The sequence below is a fragment of the Streptomyces sp. NPDC007863 genome (assembly GCF_040633895.1).
Lineage (GTDB): Bacteria > Actinomycetota > Actinomycetes > Streptomycetales > Streptomycetaceae > Streptomyces.
The window spans coordinates 243080-259324 of sequence record NZ_JBEYEI010000011.1 but is presented as its reverse complement, the minus strand read 5'-3'; the positions used below and the strand labels follow the sequence as shown (position 1 = coordinate 259324).

At 72.8% G+C, this 16245-nt stretch carries 14 protein-coding genes; 6 read left to right on the top strand and 8 right to left on the bottom strand.

From position 1 onward, the window contains the following. Nucleotides 1–45: 45 nt before the first annotated feature. The gene (locus tag ABZ621_RS19530) at nt 46–2238 is read right to left on the bottom strand and encodes an ATP-dependent DNA helicase UvrD2 (RefSeq protein WP_360606067.1); all 2193 of its coding nucleotides are present in this window, start codon (nt 2236–2238) and stop codon (nt 46–48) included. A gap of 200 nt (nt 2239–2438) precedes the next feature. Between ABZ621_RS19530 and ABZ621_RS19525 the strand changes: the two genes are divergently transcribed. Continuing rightward, the gene (locus tag ABZ621_RS19525; RefSeq protein ID WP_360606065.1) at nt 2439–2693 is read left to right on the top strand and encodes a glutaredoxin domain-containing protein; all 255 of its coding nucleotides are present in this window, start codon (nt 2439–2441) and stop codon (nt 2691–2693) included. Nucleotides 2694–2747: 54 nt separating this feature from the next. Here the strand turns inward: ABZ621_RS19525 and ABZ621_RS19520 are convergent, their stop codons facing one another. Continuing rightward, nucleotides 2748–3851, bottom strand: a complete 1104-nt coding sequence (locus tag ABZ621_RS19520; RefSeq protein ID WP_360606063.1) for a helix-turn-helix transcriptional regulator — start codon at nt 3849–3851, stop codon at nt 2748–2750. A 140-nt stretch (nt 3852–3991) separates the two neighbouring features. Between ABZ621_RS19520 and ABZ621_RS19515 the strand changes: the two genes are divergently transcribed. The 4 genes from ABZ621_RS19515 (at nt 3992) to ABZ621_RS19500 (ending at nt 5803) form a co-directional block, all read left to right on the top strand. After that, on the top strand, nt 3992–4201 hold the full coding sequence (locus tag ABZ621_RS19515; RefSeq protein ID WP_360606061.1) for a hypothetical protein: 210 nt from the start codon (nt 3992–3994) through the stop codon (nt 4199–4201). Between the two features lie 20 nt (nt 4202–4221). Then, the gene (locus ABZ621_RS19510; protein ID WP_360606059.1) at nt 4222–4428 is read left to right on the top strand and encodes a hypothetical protein; all 207 of its coding nucleotides are present in this window, start codon (nt 4222–4224) and stop codon (nt 4426–4428) included. Between the two features lie 130 nt (nt 4429–4558). Continuing rightward, the gene (locus ABZ621_RS19505) at nt 4559–5044 is read left to right on the top strand and encodes a hypothetical protein (RefSeq protein ID WP_360606057.1); all 486 of its coding nucleotides are present in this window, start codon (nt 4559–4561) and stop codon (nt 5042–5044) included. A gap of 90 nt (nt 5045–5134) precedes the next feature. Then, entirely contained in the window at nt 5135–5803 is a 669-nt protein-coding gene (locus tag ABZ621_RS19500) for a class I SAM-dependent methyltransferase (RefSeq protein ID WP_360606055.1), read from the top strand. Between the two features lie 480 nt (nt 5804–6283). Here the strand turns inward: ABZ621_RS19500 and ABZ621_RS19495 are convergent, their stop codons facing one another. After that, nucleotides 6284–7975: a hypothetical protein gene (locus ABZ621_RS19495; RefSeq protein ID WP_360606053.1), complete on the bottom strand. Its 1692-nt coding sequence runs from the start codon at nt 7973–7975 to the stop codon at nt 6284–6286. Nucleotides 7976–8272: 297 nt separating this feature from the next. Here ABZ621_RS19495 and ABZ621_RS19490 point away from each other — a divergent pair, with 297 nt between their 5' ends. Further along, the gene (locus tag ABZ621_RS19490) at nt 8273–8518 is read left to right on the top strand and encodes a hypothetical protein (RefSeq protein WP_360606051.1); all 246 of its coding nucleotides are present in this window, start codon (nt 8273–8275) and stop codon (nt 8516–8518) included. Nucleotides 8519–8543: 25 nt separating this feature from the next. On the opposite strand, the gene nudC is transcribed toward ABZ621_RS19490, so the two are convergent. The 5 genes from nudC to ABZ621_RS19465 form a co-directional block, all read right to left on the bottom strand. Then, entirely contained in the window at nt 8544–9491 is a 948-nt protein-coding gene (nudC, locus tag ABZ621_RS19485) for an NAD(+) diphosphatase (protein ID WP_360606049.1), read from the bottom strand. Between the two features lie 56 nt (nt 9492–9547). Then, nucleotides 9548–10966, bottom strand: a complete 1419-nt coding sequence (locus ABZ621_RS19480) for a dipeptidase (protein WP_360606047.1) — start codon at nt 10964–10966, stop codon at nt 9548–9550. 10 nt (nt 10967–10976) lie between these two features. Next, entirely contained in the window at nt 10977–14468 is a 3492-nt protein-coding gene (locus tag ABZ621_RS19475) for a UvrD-helicase domain-containing protein (protein ID WP_360606045.1), read from the bottom strand. Between the two features lie 61 nt (nt 14469–14529). Continuing rightward, nucleotides 14530–15339 (bottom strand): hypothetical protein, encoded by an 810-nt coding sequence (locus ABZ621_RS19470; RefSeq protein WP_360606043.1) that lies wholly within the window; start codon nt 15337–15339, stop codon nt 14530–14532. 107 nt (nt 15340–15446) lie between these two features. Beyond that, a complete protein-coding gene (locus ABZ621_RS19465; RefSeq protein WP_360606041.1) occupies nt 15447–16223 on the bottom strand; it encodes a hypothetical protein in 777 nt (258 codons plus the stop codon). Nucleotides 16224–16245 lie beyond the last annotated feature (22 nt).

Below are 16245 nucleotides of genomic sequence, written 5' to 3'. Positions count from 1 at the left end.
GGGCTTGACGGGGCGGGCGCAAACTATTTTTCCCACGAGTTTCGATCAGTCTTCCGTCGGCTCCGTCACACCCTCTTCACCTGCGCAGATGGCGAGGACATCGGCTCCGAAGCGGTCCAGCTTGCGGGTGCCGACCCCGGCGATCATGGCGAGCTCGCCGCCGGAGGAGGGGACGCGCTCGGCGATCGCCATGAGCGTCTTGTCGGTGAAGACGCAATAGGCGGGCTGGCCGAGCTCGCGGGCCCGCTCGCCCCGCCAGGCGTGCAGCCGCTCGTACAGGCCCTCGTCCATGTCCGAGGGGCAGTCCTCGCAGCGGAGGAGCTTCATGGCGCCGGCCTCGGTGAGGGTGGTGCCGCAGACCCGGCAGCGGACCGGGCCGCGCGGGCGGCGGCGGGCGCCCGCCCCGGCCGGGCCGCCGGAGCCGCCCCGCTCGATGCCGCCGGCCGCGGCGTACCCGCCGGCCCGGCTGCCGGAGCCGGGGCGCAGCCCCTTGAGGAAGCGGCTCGGGACCCGGGAGGCGCGGCCGCCCGGGGAGCGGGAGAGCGCCCAGGACAGGGTCAGGTGCACGCGGGCCCGGGTGACGCCCACGTAGAGGAGCCGGCGCTCCTCCTCGATCTGCTCGTCCGTCTTGGCGTAGGTGATCGGCAGCATGCCGTCGGTCAGGCCGACGAGGAAGACGGCGTCCCACTCCAGGCCCTTGGCGGCGTGCAGCGAGGCGAGGGTGACGCCCTGGACGGTGGGGGCGTGCTGGGCGGCGGCCCGCTCGTCGAGCTCGGCGACGAGGTCGGAGAGGGTGGCGCCGGGGCGGGCGGCGGCGAAGTCGTCGGCGAGCCGGGCGAGCGCGGCGAGCGACTCCCAGCGGTCGCGGACGGCGCCGGAACCGGCCGGCGGTTCGCTGGACCAGCCTTGGCCGGAAAGCACCGCTCGCACCTGGGCCGGGAGGTCGTCGGCGCCGTCGAGGAGCGAGTCGTTCGCCCCGAAGCGGGCCGCGCCGCGCAGGGCCGCGCCCGCCTCCCGTACCTCCTGGCGCTCGAAGAAGCGCTCGGCGCCGCGCAGCTGGTAGGGGACGCCGGCGTCGGCGAGGGCCTGCTCGTAGACCTCCGACTGGGCGTTGATCCGGTAGAGGACGGCGATCTCGCCGGCGGGGACTCCGGCGGCGATCAGGTCGCGGACCCGGCGGGCGGTGCCCTCGGCCTCGGCGGGCTCGTCGCCGTACTCGGTGTAGACCGGCTCGGGGCCGGCCTCGCGCTGCGAGATCAGCTCCAGGCGGTGGTCGGCGGCCCGGCCGCTGGCCTGGTTGAGCAGGCCGTTGGCGAGGTGGACGACCTGGGGGGTGGAGCGGTAGTCGCGGACCAGCTTGACCACGGTCGCGCGCGGGTGGCGGAGGCGGAAGTCCAGCAGGTGGTCGGGGGTGGCGCCGGTGAAGGAGTAGATGGTCTGGCTGGCGTCGCCGACCACGCAGAGGCTGTCCCGCTCCCCCAGCCACAGCTCCAGGAGGCGCTGCTGGAGCGGGGAGACGTCCTGGTACTCGTCGACGACGAAGTGCTGGTACTGGCCGCGGATCTGCTCGGCGATGTCGTGGCGGTCCTGGAGGATGCCGACGGTGAGCAGCAGCACGTCCTCGAAGTCGATCACCGAGCGCTCGCCCTTGAGCTGCTCGTACATCGCGTAGAGCTGGCCGATCTCGGCCGGGTCCCGGGGGGCGTCGCGCCGGGCGCGGGCGACGGCCGCCGGGTAGTCGGCGGGCACGGTCTGGGTGACCTTGGCCCACTCGATCTCCGCGGTGACGTCCCGCAGCTCGCCGCGGTCGAGCCGGACCCGGCAGCGGGCCGCGGCCTCGGCGACGAGCTGGACCTTCCGCTCGACGAGCCGGGGCAGCGGGCCACCGATCGCTTTCGGCCAGAAGAACTGGAGCTGCCGGAGGGCCGCCGAGTGGAAGGTGCGGGCCTGCACGCCGCCCGCGCCGAGCTGGCGGAGCCGGCCGCGCATCTCGCCCGCGGCGCGGTTGGTGAAGGTGACGGCGAGCACGCTCGCGGGCGGCAGCACGCCGGCCCGCACCCCGTAGGCGATCCGGTGGGTGATCGCCCGCGTCTTGCCCGTGCCGGCGCCCGCGAGGACGCAGACCGGGCCGTGCAGGGCGAGCGCGACCTCGCGCTGCTCCGGGTCGAGCCCGTCGAGCACCGCGTCGGCGGTCTCCGGGACCCGCGGGAAGAGAGGGGAGTGCGTTGCTGCTGTCACTCCGCCATGCTGCCAGGTCGGGCGGGCCGGTGCGGTGCGTCGTCCACAGGCCCGAGGGCGCGGTCGTACCGTCGCATGATCACCCCGGCCGTGCGCGGGAAGCGGCGCAGCTCACCCGGCGTGCGGGAATGGCCGGCCCGGTGGCGTACGTTCTTCCTTCGGCACCGACCCCCGACCCCGACCCAGAGGAGCGCCTGGCCATGCAGGGCACCGTGACGATGTACAGCACCGAGTGGTGCGGCTACTGCCGCCGGCTGAAGGGCCAGCTGGACCGCGAGGGCATCGCCTACACCGAGATCAACATCGAGCTGGACCCCGCGTCGGCCGCCTTCGTCGAGCAGGCCAACGGCGGGAACCAGACCGTCCCCACGGTGTTGGTAATTGCCCCCTCTGGTGCTGAGTCGGTCATGACGAACCCGAGCCTGGCCCAGGTCAAGCAGGCTCTCGCCGTCTGACCCTCCCGATCCCCCGTATATACGACAGGGCCCCCGCTTCGGCGGGGGCCCTGCTCATGCCCGGATCTCGTCCATGAGCATCCGCAGGGTCAGCGAGTGCTTCTCCGGTGGCAGGGCATCCATGGCGGCCTGTGCGTACGCCACACCTCCCGCGCGATCCCCGGACCGGGCGAGCATGAGGCCCCGGTGAAGCTCAAGGTGCGTGGCAAACCGGGGAAGCTCCGCCGGTAGCTCCACCCGCGCCGCGTCCTGTGCCTCGACCGCTCCCCGCTCGTCCCCGAGCCGAGCCAGCAACAGGGACCGGAACACGTTCACCCGCCACCACGGCACGGCGTAGTCAGAGGTTTGTTCGTGAGACCCGGCCGCGTCGAAGATCCGGCGCCCCTTCGCGTCCAGAGCCAGGGCCGTAGCCCTGTCACCCCGCAGTGCGGCAGCGTGAGCCTTGCCATAGATCGCGTTCAGTAGCCCAAGAGAAGGCTTGTCGCTCGCCGCCATGGCCTGATCGGCAAGGATGTCCGCCACTCCGAGCGAGGCCCCCTCGTAGCCGAGTGCGATAGCTGCCCGGCCACGCACCCACACCCGGGCAGCAAGGTTCCCCGACTCGTCTGCGGCCTCTACCGCCAGCCGGTACCAGTGCACAGCCTTCGAGCCGTCCGACCCCGGGAACGTCTTCGCGTACAAGGTCATCAGCCGCGACGCGACCGACCACAGCCGAGGGTCGTCCAGCTGTTGCTGCACCACGACAAGCTCACCCGACACGCGACGCTGAATGTCGGCAGCACCCATGGACATGTAGTCGGTTCCGTACGTGGCTAGCTTCGCCTCCCACGCGTCCGCAGACGGCCCGCCATGGAGCCGTGCCGAGAACCCTGCCGACAACAGGTCAGAGGCCACCACAGGGGCTATCGCGGCCCCTGCCGCGTCCGTCAGGAACGTACGTCGCTTCACGTCACCCTCAAGAACCGCTAGCGGCACGTCCAGGACGGCCGAAAGCTTCGCTAGGTAGTAGTCGGACGGGACGTTCTTCGAACGCTCCCACCGGCTCACGTACTCCCGGTCAAGGTTCGTCCCGAAAGCGTCGTTGAGCTCAGACGCAAGGCGCCCTTGAGACCAGCCGCGCGCCTTCCGAAGCTCCCTGATCAGGTCCCCGATCCGCATGCGCCCATCATGCCCCTGAGCGGATCTCCGTGCGGCCAATCGGCCACGCTCGAACACCACTTGCCCCTACAGATGCCCCTACCTGTAGCCAGGGGCTTGGAGCACTCTCAAGGCACCGCGCAGGCCGGAGGGTGAAGACGATGGCAACAACGACATGGGAGTACGGCACGTACGCGCCGAAGGGCTCGACGTGCAACCGATGCAAGCGGGAAGTCGGGCCGCTGGAACGCGTCCGGCGCGGCTACGAGGCTGGCAGGGACCCCGGTGTCTTGGCGAACGTCGTCTACACGCACACGGGCAACCAGTGCACCCCCGACGAGCCGGCCGGACAGAAGGCGGCCAAGAAGTGAGCCGGACTGTTCTTCGGTTCGTGAACCACACCATCCGGCATGAGCCGGACGGCGGCATGACCTACGAACTGTTCTGCACCCATCCCGACTGCCACGAAGAGTCGGGGCCGCAGGAACTCCAGAACACCGCGCAGGACTGGGCCCTACGCCACACAGGCCGCAACCCCGACCACGACCTCTTCCGGCGGGTCTGCACCGACCACGCCAGGGTTACCAGAGCCGAGTAGAACCCGGCCCCTCTGATCTCCCGCCCTCCCGTGTCCGCCACCGACCGGCGCGGCAGGGCGGGGTCTCTGCAAGTCCACTCACACAGTCCCCTACTGGCAGCGTGCGCGCTGCCCGAACGGAGGCACCACCGTGAGCACGACCACCAGGCCGACCACGGCCGAACCGATCACCCCGGAGCTGTCCGCCCGCCTCATCGCGGACGTGCGCAAGACCTGGCCCGAACTGACCGACGAGCTCGGCGCGCGCGGCGTGCAGCAGATGGCGGCCTACCTCGGCACCGTCGCGCACTCCACGGAGCCGCTGACCCCGTCGCTCCGTGTGGACCTGTTCTGGCACGCGTTCATCCTGCGGACGGCCCCCTACACGGTCTTCTGCAAGTCCATCGGCGTGGACTACATCCACCACGTCCCGGAGGACAACGAGAGCGGCACCGACCCGGAGAAGGGTCGGGCGGCACTCACACGGACGACGGACGCCATCCGGGCGGCCGGGTACGACGTCGACGCCGAGTTCTGGCCCGGCGAGGACGCGGCCGACTGCACGGAGACGCCGTTCGTGGAGGCGTCCGACTGCACGCAGTGCCACGCGGGATGCCACAACAGCCCTAAGAAGTAAGCCCGTTGGGCGGAGAATGACCGTCCCGGCAACGCACAGCCCCCAAGGTCGTCATGGCCTTGGGGGCACCGCCACATTCCAGGGAGAGACGTGCACGACGTAGAGGCGTGGAACCAGTGGGCCACGGACAGGCCCGGCCGGGCCAAGACCAACGCGGCCGGTGAGACCACGTGGTTCAACTGGACGATCTATCCCGACCACGGGCCCGGCGTGGAAGCCCTCGGAGACATCGGCCCTGGCAAGCATGTCCTTGAGCTCGGGTGTGGGCCGGGCGGCAACCTTGCCCATGTCGCCACCCTCGGCGCCGACGCCTCCGGTATCGACCTGTCTCCCTTGCAGGTGCAGTCAGCCGAAGACAGGTACCCGAATCTGGCTGTGCACGTGTCGGACGCGCTGAGCTTCCTCGCGGCGTCACCGGTGCCGTATGACCTGATCTACAGCGTCTATGGTGCGTCCTGGTTCACTGACCCTGACGCCCTTCTCCCCCTGGTGCTCGAAGCTCTCGCCCCCGGCGGCCGGTACGCGTTTTCCCAGAACCCTCCCGCGCTCCCTGGTTGCGTCGGCCCTCAGGCGACACAGATGAAGCCGCCTGTGCCCGGTGAGCCGCTGTACGTCAAGCGCTGGGACTACGAGCCGGACGAGTGGGAGGCACGGTTGAAGGAAGCCGGGTTCGTAAACGTACGGGCCCAGATCATCGCCCCGCCGCCGGGGCGCCGCACCGGCACGCTCTTGGTGGCTGGGGACAAGCCACGGCCGTAAGGTCCGGCGGCGGCGCAGAGGCGTCCCGGAATCTACGAGGGTGCAGCAACAAACGAACGCCCCTGCCATTCTCGGCAGGGGCGTTCTTTGGTTTGTTCGGTCGGTTCAGAGCAGGGCGCGGAACGGGTTGCCGGTTACGGCGGGAACGGGAGTAGGTGACTGCCTCACAGGGGCCGGAGTGGGGGCCGGGCGGTAGGCGTCGAGTCGGACGACCGTGGCGCGGTTCTCCTCACGCTCCGCGCTGGCCGGCTGCGGCTCAGGGTGACGGGAACCGTCACCGCGGAGTGTGAAAGCGGTGTTCGGGCGACCGGCCTTCCCACGCTCGTTCCACGGTGACGATGATTCCGGGCAGCGCCTTGACCTCTTCAGCCGTGGCCCCGACGTACGGGAGCGCCTGGGACGACGTGCTCGACCTCCGCCCATCGCTCAAGACCGTCCCGACCGTCCAGGTGGTACCCACATTCGGCGCCGCCGAGGTCGTCATGACGAACCGTTCTTAGCGTTGTTGGCCGGTGTTGGCCGAACTGTCGCTAACCGGGCCGGTGAGGGGCCAGTGACCTCGCGAACGGTCTTCGAGGTCGGGAACAACGCGGGCTGGTCACTTCGGCGCGGTCGAGTCTTGCCGCCCGGTAGGGGCGTGCTCGCTGTCCTGGGTGGGCTCGCGGTCCCACACGCCCTCGGGGTGGGTGCGGCCTGGCCGGTAGCTCTCCGCGTCACGATCCTCCGGTCGTGGGCGGTCACACCTGGCCGACGCCGCACCCGGTGCCCGAGGGCGCGTCGTGCGATGGCCACCGAAGCACCGTGGTGCCGGGTGACCGTGGTCTGCTGGTTCTTCTGGTTCTGCTGCTGGAGCGGGGTCTTCCAGTACCGCTCGCCCCAGACGCTGGTGTACGCCGGATCGACCGCAAGCACGACGAGGCCGGCGTGGAACGCCATCGAGCGCAGGCGTTCGCGGAACTTCGCGGTGGGGATACCCGCCACGGTGCGGCGGAACGTCTTGCCGCGCCTACCGCGTCCCATGGTCTCGCGGCCGATGGCGCGGGCGTCACCGAAACCCAGGTTCTCGATTGCGATCCCCGCGCAGCCGTGCTCACGGGCGGTGCGCAGGAGTCGGGAGATCGCCGCGCGCAGGCGGCCGTCCCGCTGGGACGCGGGGCCGGTCAGGTCAAGGGGAATGGTGAGGGGTGCGCCGATGGGGTTGCCCTGCGGGTCGAGGACGTAGGCGGCCAGGTGGTCGGCGTTCAGGTCCACGCCAAGGAGACGTCCGCCGAGGGCGCGGAGCTCCTCGGGGGTGGGCAGCAAGGCGGTCTCGTTGGCCCAGGACGCGTCGAGGTACCAGCGGTCGCGCGCCGGATCGTGGACGACGTCGTACCGTACGGCCCGGTTCGCGGTGACCCGGTCCAGCCACTCCTCCCGCCGGTGCGGGAAGCCGACCGTGCACGTGAGCCGATACCTGCCACGGGGTGCGTTCGCCAGGTGTCGCAGCGGCTCGGGCAGCACGATCGTCACACCGCCGTCACTCGGGTCCACGCTGATGGTGTAGTTGCCGTACGGGACGCCAGACTCTCCGTCGGCGGTGAGGAACAGCCGGGCAGCGTCCCAGCGCTGCCGCCACTGCGCCTCGGTGAGCCCGGCATCGGCAAGGCTGTGCCGCACCCTGGCCAGCCGCCGACCGCCCACGACAATGCCCGGCCGACCGGACTCGATACGGGCATCGACCCGCGCGAGACGGGTCCGGAGCATGGCGAGGCGGCGCTGCTTCGCCCACCGTTCGCCTTGGTCCGCATAGCCCCGGGCCTTGCCCTTCCGCTCCCCGCACGGCACCGCGATCCGTATCTCGATGGCACGCGATGCCCGGCCGAGCGACGCCCGCTCGTCGTACAGGCAGCGCAGGGAGAGTTGGTACTGGTCCTCGCTGGCGCGGGTCATCGCCCCGGCCCACCGCGACGACGAGCCGGCGGTGAGCTTCTTTTTCCGCTCCGCCCGCCGGTTCTCCCCGGCCTTCACCCGACCGACCCCGACCCGCAACGCGAGATCCGTCCGCTGGAGGCGGCCCAGATGATCACCGATCAGCCGGAGCACCTCCGCCTCCCCCGAGGTGACCCGCAGCCGGTCCCGGATGCGCGCCCCACCGGGCGCGGCAACCGTGAACGGGGCCGCGATGGCCCGCAACCCACGCCTCCTGCCACGTTTACGCGCCACCGGTCACCCCACCTCCTGAACGCATCGAACTCGGCTCCCACCACCGATCATGCGTGCCACACGACGCGAGATCCCGGAAACCACCCCCGCTCACCCGATCGAGGGACACTGGCCGACCTCGACCAACAAGCGACAGTCGCCGACCCCAGCCTGGCCCAGGTCAAGCAGGCGCTCGGCGCCTGACCGCGCCTCCTCCGCACGGGCGAAGGGCCCCCGGCCACACCGGCCGGGGGCCCTTTGTCAGTGGCGGGCGCTAGCGTCCCCGGCATGGACAGCAACGACCCGCAGGACGTGGGGGCGGAGTTCTGGGCGCAGGTCCAGGGCTTCACGATCGCCGAGGGACCGGCGGCGCCGGACACCCCGCTCGGCCGGCTCCAGGCGTTCGCCGCCGCGCACGGAAGCGACCGGCTGACCGAGGAGCACGTGAGAGCGGCGATCGAGGGCCGGCCCCTGCTGCCCGGGAGCGCGGACGGCGCCGGGGACGGCTCGGCCCCGTCGCCCGCGGCGGGCTGACGGGGCCGGGCGGAGCCGGAGCGGCTCAGACGACGTCGCCGGGCTTCGGCAGGGGCTTGCCGTACCAGAGCTCGATGAGGCGGGAGGCGATCGAGATGCCGTACGGCGGGAGGATCTCGCCCGAGGCGAAGCCGGCCTCCAGGTCCTCGCGGGAGAACCAGCGGGCCTCGTCGATCTCCTCGCCGTCGACCTCGATCTCCGGGGAGGTGGCCCGGGCGAAGAAGCCGAGCATCAGGCTGGACGGGAAGGGCCACGGCTGGCTGGCCACGTAGGAGACCTCGCCGACGGTGACGCCGGCCTCCTCGAAGACCTCCCGGACCACCGCCGCCTCGATCGCCTCACCGGGCTCGACGAAGCCGGCGAGCGTGGAGAAGCGGCCCTCCGGCCAGTGCACCTGGCGGCCGAGGAGCGCCCGGTCCTGGTCGTCGGTGACCAGCATGATCACGGCCGGGTCGGTCCGCGGGTAGTGCTCGGCGCCGCAGGTCTGGCAGCGGCGGATGTGCCCCGCGGCCGCGATCACCGTGCGGTCGCCGCAGCGGGAGCAGAAGCGGTGCAGGCGCTGCCAGTTCTCCAGGGCCACCGCGTGGGTCATCAGGCCCGCGTCGCGCGGCGAGAGCAGCAGACCGGCCTCGCGCAGGCCGGCCGGGCGCGCCGACTGGTCCATGCGGCCGGGCAGCGAGTCCTTCTGGAGCGCGAAGTAGGAGACCCCGTCGGCGTCGGTGCCGAGGAAGTAGCGGTGCGTCTCGGTCATCGGCGCCTCGAACGCCGGGGTCATGACCAGCTCGGTGGTGCCGTCGGGCCGGTCGTCGATCAGCACCTGGCCGCCGGAGACCACGAAGACCCGGGTGGTCGGGTGGCTCCAGGCGGCCGCCAGCCACGCCTCGTCGAGACGGTGGTGGGCGGCGCGGTCGATCCCGCTCGGGGCGGTGAGCGAGATCGGGTGGTCCGCGAACGCGTTGCTCAGGGTGTCCACAGGTGTTTCCTACTCCCCCGGATCGGTGTCGGTCATTACGGCTCCGGCCCCGCGCCTCAGCGCCCGCCGGCGCGCAGGGCGGCCGGGAGGTCGCCCCACAGGTACGCGGTCGTCTCGACGCCCTTCATGAGGAGGTCGAGCTCGATCTTCTCGTTCGGCGCGTGCCAGCCGTCGGACGGGACCGAGATGCCCAGGAAGAGCACGGGCGCGTCCAGGACGTCCTGGAGGTCGGCGGCCGGTCCCGAGCCGCCCTCGCGCGTGTAGCGGACGGTGGCCCCGTCGAAGGCCCGGCTCATCGCCCCGGCCACCGCCGTCAGGGCCGGGTGGCCGAGCGGGGTGAGGCAGGGGCGGGTCGGGGCGCCGAAGACGACGTCGTACCGGATCCCGGCCGGCACGAGTCCGGCCAGCCACTCCCGTACCAGCGTCTCGATCCGGTCCGGGTCCTGTCCGGCGACCAGCCGGAAGGACAGCTTGAGGTGGGCGGAGGCGGGCACGATCGTCTTGCCGCCGGGGCCCTGGTAGCCGCCGCCGATGCCGTTGACCTCGGCCGTCGGGCGGGCCCAGACGCGCTCCAGGGTCGAGTGGCCGGCCTCGCCGAGGGTGGCGTGGGACTTGGCGGTGCGCAGCCAGGCCGCCTCGTCGAAGGGCAGCTCGGCGACGAGCCGCCGCTCGGCCTCGGTGAGCTCGGCCACCCCGTCGTAGAAGCCGGGGATCGCGACCCGCTCGCCGTCGTCGTGGAGGGCGGCGACGATCCGGCCCGCGACGGTCGCCGGGTTGGGCACGGCGCCGCCGAAGGAACCGGAGTGGATGTCCTGGTCGGGGCCGTACAGGTCGATCTCGCAGTCGGCGACCCCGCGCATGCCGGTGCAGACGGTGGGGGTGGTCTCGGACCACATGCCGGTGTCGGAGACGATCACCGCATCGGCGGCGAGCCGGTCGGCGCGCTGCTCGACGAGCGCGCGGAAGTGCGGCGAGCCGGACTCCTCCTCGCCCTCCACGAGCAGCTTCAGACGGACGGCAGGCGTCGTGCGGCCGGTGGCGGCGAGGTGGGCGCGGACGCCGAGCGTGTGGAAGAAGACCTGGCCCTTGTCGTCGGCCGCCCCGCGCGCGTACATCCGTCCGTCGACGACGGTCGGCTCGAAGGGGTCGGTGTGCCAGCCGTCCTCGCGGGCCGCCGGCTGCACGTCGTGGTGGCCGTAGACCAGGACCGTGGGCGCGTCCGGGTCGTCGGACGGCCACTCGGCGAACACCGCCGGAGCCCCGTCCGTCTCCCACACCTCGACCGTGGGGAACCCCGTGTCCTTGAGGGCGCCGGCGAGCCAGTCGGCGCTGCGCCGCACGTCCCCGGCGCGCTCCGGCTGCGCCGACACGGACGGGATCCGCAGCCACTCGGCGAGGTCGCCGAGGAAGGCGGCGCGGTGCTGCGCGATGTACGCGCGTACGGGGTGGACGGCGCTGTCCGGGGTCTCGCTCATGGTCACGAGCCTATCCGGCGCCGGAGGGTGCCCCGCCCAGCAGGATCGCCTCCAGCTCGGCCCGCCCGGGCAGCCGGGCCGGCCGGGCCACCTCGCCGGTCCGTACGTAGACGAAGGCGGCGGCCACCTCCTCCGGGTCCAGGCCGTGCTGCTCGGCCCAGGCGAGCCGGTACAGCGCCAGTTGGAGGGGGTCGGCGGTGCGGTGCCGGCTGGTCTTCCAGTCGACGATCTCGTACGCCCCCGAGTCCGGGTCCCGGTAGACGGCGTCGATCCGGCCCCGGACCACCCGGCCCGCCAGGGTGAGGTGGACGGGGACCTCCACGCGGTACGGGGTGCGGTGGGCGTACGGGGTGCGCGCGAAGGCCTCCTTGAGGCTCTCCAGGTCCCGCTCGTCGACGATCTCCGGCTCGCCCGCGAAGTCCTCGCCGCCGGGGAGCTCGTCCGGGGCGAGGAACGGCAGCGGCAGCTCCTCGAAGCGGGACTCCACCCACGCGTGGAAGCGGGTGCCCCGGCGGGCCGCGGGCTGCGGGCGCTGGGGCATGGGCCTGGCCAGCTCCTGCGCGAAGGCGTCCGGGTCCTCGGCCAGGCGTATCACCTGGGAGGCGGAGAGGTAGGCGGGGAGGAGGACGTCCCGGGTGGTGGCGCGGGTGCGGTGCAGCTCCGCGGTGAGGGCGGTGAGGTCCTTGTCCCAGGAGGTGATGGTGCGGGCCTCCTCCGGGGTGAGCCCGTGCTCCCGGGGGTGCGGGATCGCGTCGGCCGGGACGGCGCCGCGCGCGGGCCCGCCGTGCGGGGCCGGGGTGCCCGGGGGCTCGTCGTACGGAGCCTCCTCCGGCTCGTACGGCGGCTCGTCGAACGGGGCGTCGCCGGGCTCGTACGGGGGCTCGTCGTACCGGGCGTCCCCGGGCTCGTACGGGGGCTCCTCCGCGAGGTCGCCGGGGAGCCAGAGGCCCTCGGCGGGCCGGTCCGGGAGGGCGGGGGCGGGGCTCGGCCGGGTGACGCGGCCGTCCCGCGGGGGGAGGGCCCGCAGGGCGGCCCTGACGTGCTCCGCCGCCCGCCTGCGGCGGGCCAGGGCCTCCTCGTCGAGCGGGAGCGGCCACGGGAGGTCGCCGGTGGCCTCCGCCAGGAGGGGGTTGCCCTCGTCCTTCTCCGGGGCTTGTGCCCACGCCTCGATGTCGCCGTGGCCCCGCTCGCAGTGGTCGTACAGGGACTGCATGAAGGCCGAGGGGCCCCGGGGCTTCTTCTGGGAGGGGCCCCACCAGTGGGCGGAGGCGAGGAGGAGGGTACGGGGGCGGGTGAAGGTGACGTAGCCGAGGCGGAGTTCCTCGGTGTGCTGGTGGTCCGTCATCGCCGCCTTGAAGGACTTCATGGCGGCGGCGTCCCAGGCGTCGAGGTCCGGGAGGGTCGCCGCGTCGCCGCGCAGGGCGTGCGGGAGGACCTGGGGCTGGGAGGTCCACGACTCACGCGCGCGTGCGGACGGGAACTGGCCGGCGACCAGGCCGGGGACGGCGACGACGTCCCACTCCAGGCCCTTGGACTTGTGGGCGGTGAGGACCTTCACGGTGTTCTCGCCGCCCGGCAGGGCGTTGTCGAGGCCCTTCTCGAACTGGACGGCGGTGCGCAGGAAGCCGAGGAAGGCGAGGAGGCTGGCCTCGCCGTCGAGGGAGGCGAAGCCGGCGGCCACGTCCAGGAAGTTGCCTAGGGTCTCGCGGCGGCGGGCGGCGAGCGCGTGCGGGGAGGCGGAGAGCTCCACTTCGAGGCCGGTGACGGTCAGGACCCGGTGGAGGACGTCCATCAGGGGGTCGGCGAGGGAGGCGCGGAGCGAGCGCAGCTCGGCGGCGAGGTGCGCGAAGCGGACCCGGGCCTCGGCGGAGAACGGCAGGCCGTCGTCGGGGTGGCCGCCGGAGTCGAGGAAGGTGTCGAGGGCGTCGGCGAGCGAGGTCACCTCGGCGGGGTCGACGCCCTCGACGGCGGCGGCGAGCCGCTGCGCCGGGTCGGGGTCGGCGCCGCCGTGGCGGACGAGGAGGCGGGCGCGGCGGCCGAGGAGGGCGAGGTCGCGGGGGCCGATGCGCCAGCGGGGACCGGTGAGGAGGCGGACCAGGGAGGCGTTCGCCCCGGGGTCCTGGAGGACCTCGCAGACGGCGACGAGGTCGGCGACCTCGGGGAGGTGGAGGAGGCCGGAGAGGCCGACGACCTCGACGGGGACGCCACGGGCGACGAGCGCCGCCTGGATCGCGGGGAAGTCGCCGGCGGTGCGGCACAGGACGGCCATGGAGCCGGGCTCGCGGCCGGTGCGGACGAGGTGGGCGAGGGAGTCGGCGAGCCAGTCGAGCTCCTCCGCGTGGGTGGGCAGGAGGGCGACGCGGACGGTGCCGTCGGCCTCGGCGCCGGGCGCGGGGCGCAGCGCCTCCACGCCCGCGTGCAGGGCGCGCAGCGGGGTGGCGAGGCCGTTGGCGAGGTCGAGGAGGCGGCCGCCGCTGCGCCGGTTCTCGGAGAGCGACTGGCGGCTCGCGGGGGTGCCGTCGGCGTGCGGGAAGTGGGCCGGGAAGTCGTCGAGGTTGGCGACGGAGGCGCCGCGCCAGCCGTAGATGGCCTGGCAGGGGTCGCCGACGGCGGTGACGGGGTGGCCGGTGCCCTGGCCGAAGAGGCCGGAGAGGAGGAGCCGCTGGGCGACGGAGGTGTCCTGGTACTCGTCGAGGAGGACGACCCGGTATTCGTCGCGGAGGATCGCGCCGACCTCGGGGCGGGTGGTGGCGAGGCGCGCGGAGAGGGCGATCTGGTCGCCGAAGTCGAGGAGGTCGCGGGAGCGCTTGGCGGCCCGGTAGCGGGTGACGAGTCCGGTGAGCTCGCGGCGGGCGGTGGCCGTCTCGGGGAGCTTGCGCAGGTCGTCGTTGGTGAGCCGGGCCTCGGCGAGGGCGGTGAGGAGCTCGGCGTCGTACGCGAGGAGCTCGGCGGGCTCGACGAGGTGCTCGGCCAGTTCGGCGTCGAGCGCGAGGAGGTTCTCGACGAGGGTCGGGAAGGACTTGGTGAGCGCGGGGTACGGCCCGGGGGCCTCGCGGAGCACGCGCGCGGCGAGCTGGTAGCGGGTGGCGTCGGCGAGGAGCCGGGAGGTCGGTTCGAGGCCGATGCGCAGGCCGTGGTCGGTGAGGAGCTGCCCGGCGAAGGCGTGGTACGTGGAGATGCGGGGCTCGCCGGGAGGGTTCTCCGGGTCGACCGGGTCGGGGTCGGTGACGCCGGCGCGGACGAGGGCGGTGCGGACGCGCTCGGCGAGTTCGCCCGCGGCCTTGTTGGTGAAGGTGAGGCCGAGGACCTGCTCGGGGGCGACCTGTCCGGTGCCGACCAGCCACACGACCCGGGCCGCCATCACCGTGGTCTTGCCGGAGCCGGCTCCGGCCACGATGACCTGCGGGGCGGGCGGCGCGGTGATGCAGGCCGTCTGCTCCGGCGTGAAGGGGATGCCGAGGAGCTCCTTGAGCTGCTCGGGGTCGGTGATGCGTGCGGTCACCTTGAAGAGGCTAACCGGACGGTCGGACATTCCCGTCCGGTACGGGCCTGACCTGCGGGTTTCAGGCGGAGGTGCCGGTGTCGAGCCGGGAGAGGTCGACGATCTCGTCGGCGGGCGGGGCGGTGACCTCCACCGGGCGGTCGAACTCGGAGAGGGTCATCGAGCCGGGTTCGTCGCCGCCGGTACTGACGACCTGGCGGATGTACGGCTTGCCCTCCTGGGCGACGGAGGCGGTGGTGGTCTCGCCGGACTCCTTCTCCACGAGGGTCGCGACGGGGTCGCCGTCGATCTCGCGGTCGGGGCCGCGGGTGAGGCCGGCGCTGCCGTCCTGGTCCTCGCCGAGGTCGTCGAGGAGCAGGTCGAGGTCGCACACCTCGGCGAGGTCGGCGCTGCCGGCCTCGCCGGGGCCGATCTTGAGCCAGCGGCCCTCGACGAGTTCGATGACCGGGTCGATCTGGTTCTCGGGGACGCCCTCGGCGGTCATGGAGATCCGCCAGAAGGCCGCGTCGCCCTTCATGTAGGTGACGCCGTCGAGCCGGCGGAGTTCCGCCTCGCCCTCGTCGACTCCGATGCGGCCCTGGCAGGAGCCCTGGTCGTCGACGGAGAGGTCGACGTCGAGGTCCTGTCCTTCGGACACGACCTGTCCGGTCATGCGCAGGGAGTGGGCGGAGCGGGTGGCGTCGACGGCCCGGTCGGCGATCTCGGCGGGGGTGAGCCCGTCGAAGGGATCGGGGGTCGGGGCCGCGACGGCCGGGGCGGGGCCCTGCGGCGTCGTCGCCGCCCAGGCCGCCGCCGGGGCGGGGACCGCGACGGCGGCGACGACGGCGACGGCCGCGGCGCGGAGCTTCCGGTGGCTGGACTGGGACCTCATACGAGCCTCCTCGTCCCCCCGGAGTTCCCCCGGAGTTCCCCCGGAGTCCCCGGACCCTGTCACCAGGGTCGCCCCACGCGCGCGTGGCCGCTACTCGGTGCCGGGGGTCAGCTGCCGGCGCCGGCCTTCATCAGCGCCTCCATGTCCATGACCTGGTCGGCCGGCGGGGCGGTGACGGTCAGCGGCTTGTCGAAGTCGCTGAGGGTGACCGTGCCGGGCTCGTCGCCGCCGGCGGTGACGGAGCGGAGGATGTACGGCTTGGCGGAGTCCTTGGCCACGAACAGCGTGGTGGTCTCGCCCTTCTTGTCGGCCTTGCTCTTGAGGACGACGGCGGCGGTGCCGTCGACGTCGGCGTCGGCCTCGCGGGTGAGACCGGTGGTCTCGGTGTCCTTGTCCATGTCGGCGAAGAGCGCCTTCAGGTCGCAGAACTCGCCCATGTCGTTGGAGTCCGCGTCGTCGGCGGGGAGCTTCATCCAGCGGCCGTTGAGCAGCGTGGCGATGGCGCCGGCCTCCTCGGCCGAGGAGCCGTCCTCGCCCGCGGTGCCCTTGTAGAAGGCGTCGTCGCCCTTCATGTAGGTGAAGCCGCCGGTGCGCATGACCTCGGCCTTGCCGCCCTCGGCCATGGACATGGAGCCCTGGCAGGTGCCCTTGTCGTCGACGGAGAAGTCGACCTTCATGTCCTTGCCGTCGTCCTTGCCCTCGCCCTTCATGTGGACGGAGGTGGCGCCCTTGGTCGTCTCGACGGCCTTCTTGGCGATGTCGTCGGCGGAGAGGCCCGCGAAGGGGTCGGCGGCCTTGTCGTCGCCCTTGCCGCAGCCGGTGACACCGACGACGACGGTCAGACAGATCGCCGCGGTGGCCCAGAGCTTCCGGTTGGCCCTCATGCGCGTACTCCTCAGCGTGCTT

Excerpts from the sequence above, each read along its gene's own strand:
- ABZ621_RS19525 (WP_360606065.1), top strand. The coding sequence starts at position 2,439 with ATGCAGGGCACCGTGACGATGTACAGCACCGAGTGGTGCGGCTACTGC.
- ABZ621_RS19520 (WP_360606063.1), bottom strand. The coding sequence starts at position 3,851 with ATGCGGATCGGGGACCTGATCAGGGAGCTTCGGAAGGCGCGCGGCTGG.
- ABZ621_RS19515 (WP_360606061.1), top strand. The coding sequence starts at position 3,992 with ATGGCAACAACGACATGGGAGTACGGCACGTACGCGCCGAAGGGCTCG.
- ABZ621_RS19490 (WP_360606051.1), top strand. The coding sequence starts at position 8,273 with ATGGACAGCAACGACCCGCAGGACGTGGGGGCGGAGTTCTGGGCGCAG.
- ABZ621_RS19480 (WP_360606047.1), bottom strand. The coding sequence starts at position 10,966 with ATGAGCGAGACCCCGGACAGCGCCGTCCACCCCGTACGCGCGTACATC.
- ABZ621_RS19470 (WP_360606043.1), bottom strand. The coding sequence starts at position 15,339 with ATGAGGTCCCAGTCCAGCCACCGGAAGCTCCGCGCCGCGGCCGTCGCC.
- ABZ621_RS19465 (WP_360606041.1), bottom strand. The coding sequence starts at position 16,223 with ATGAGGGCCAACCGGAAGCTCTGGGCCACCGCGGCGATCTGTCTGACC.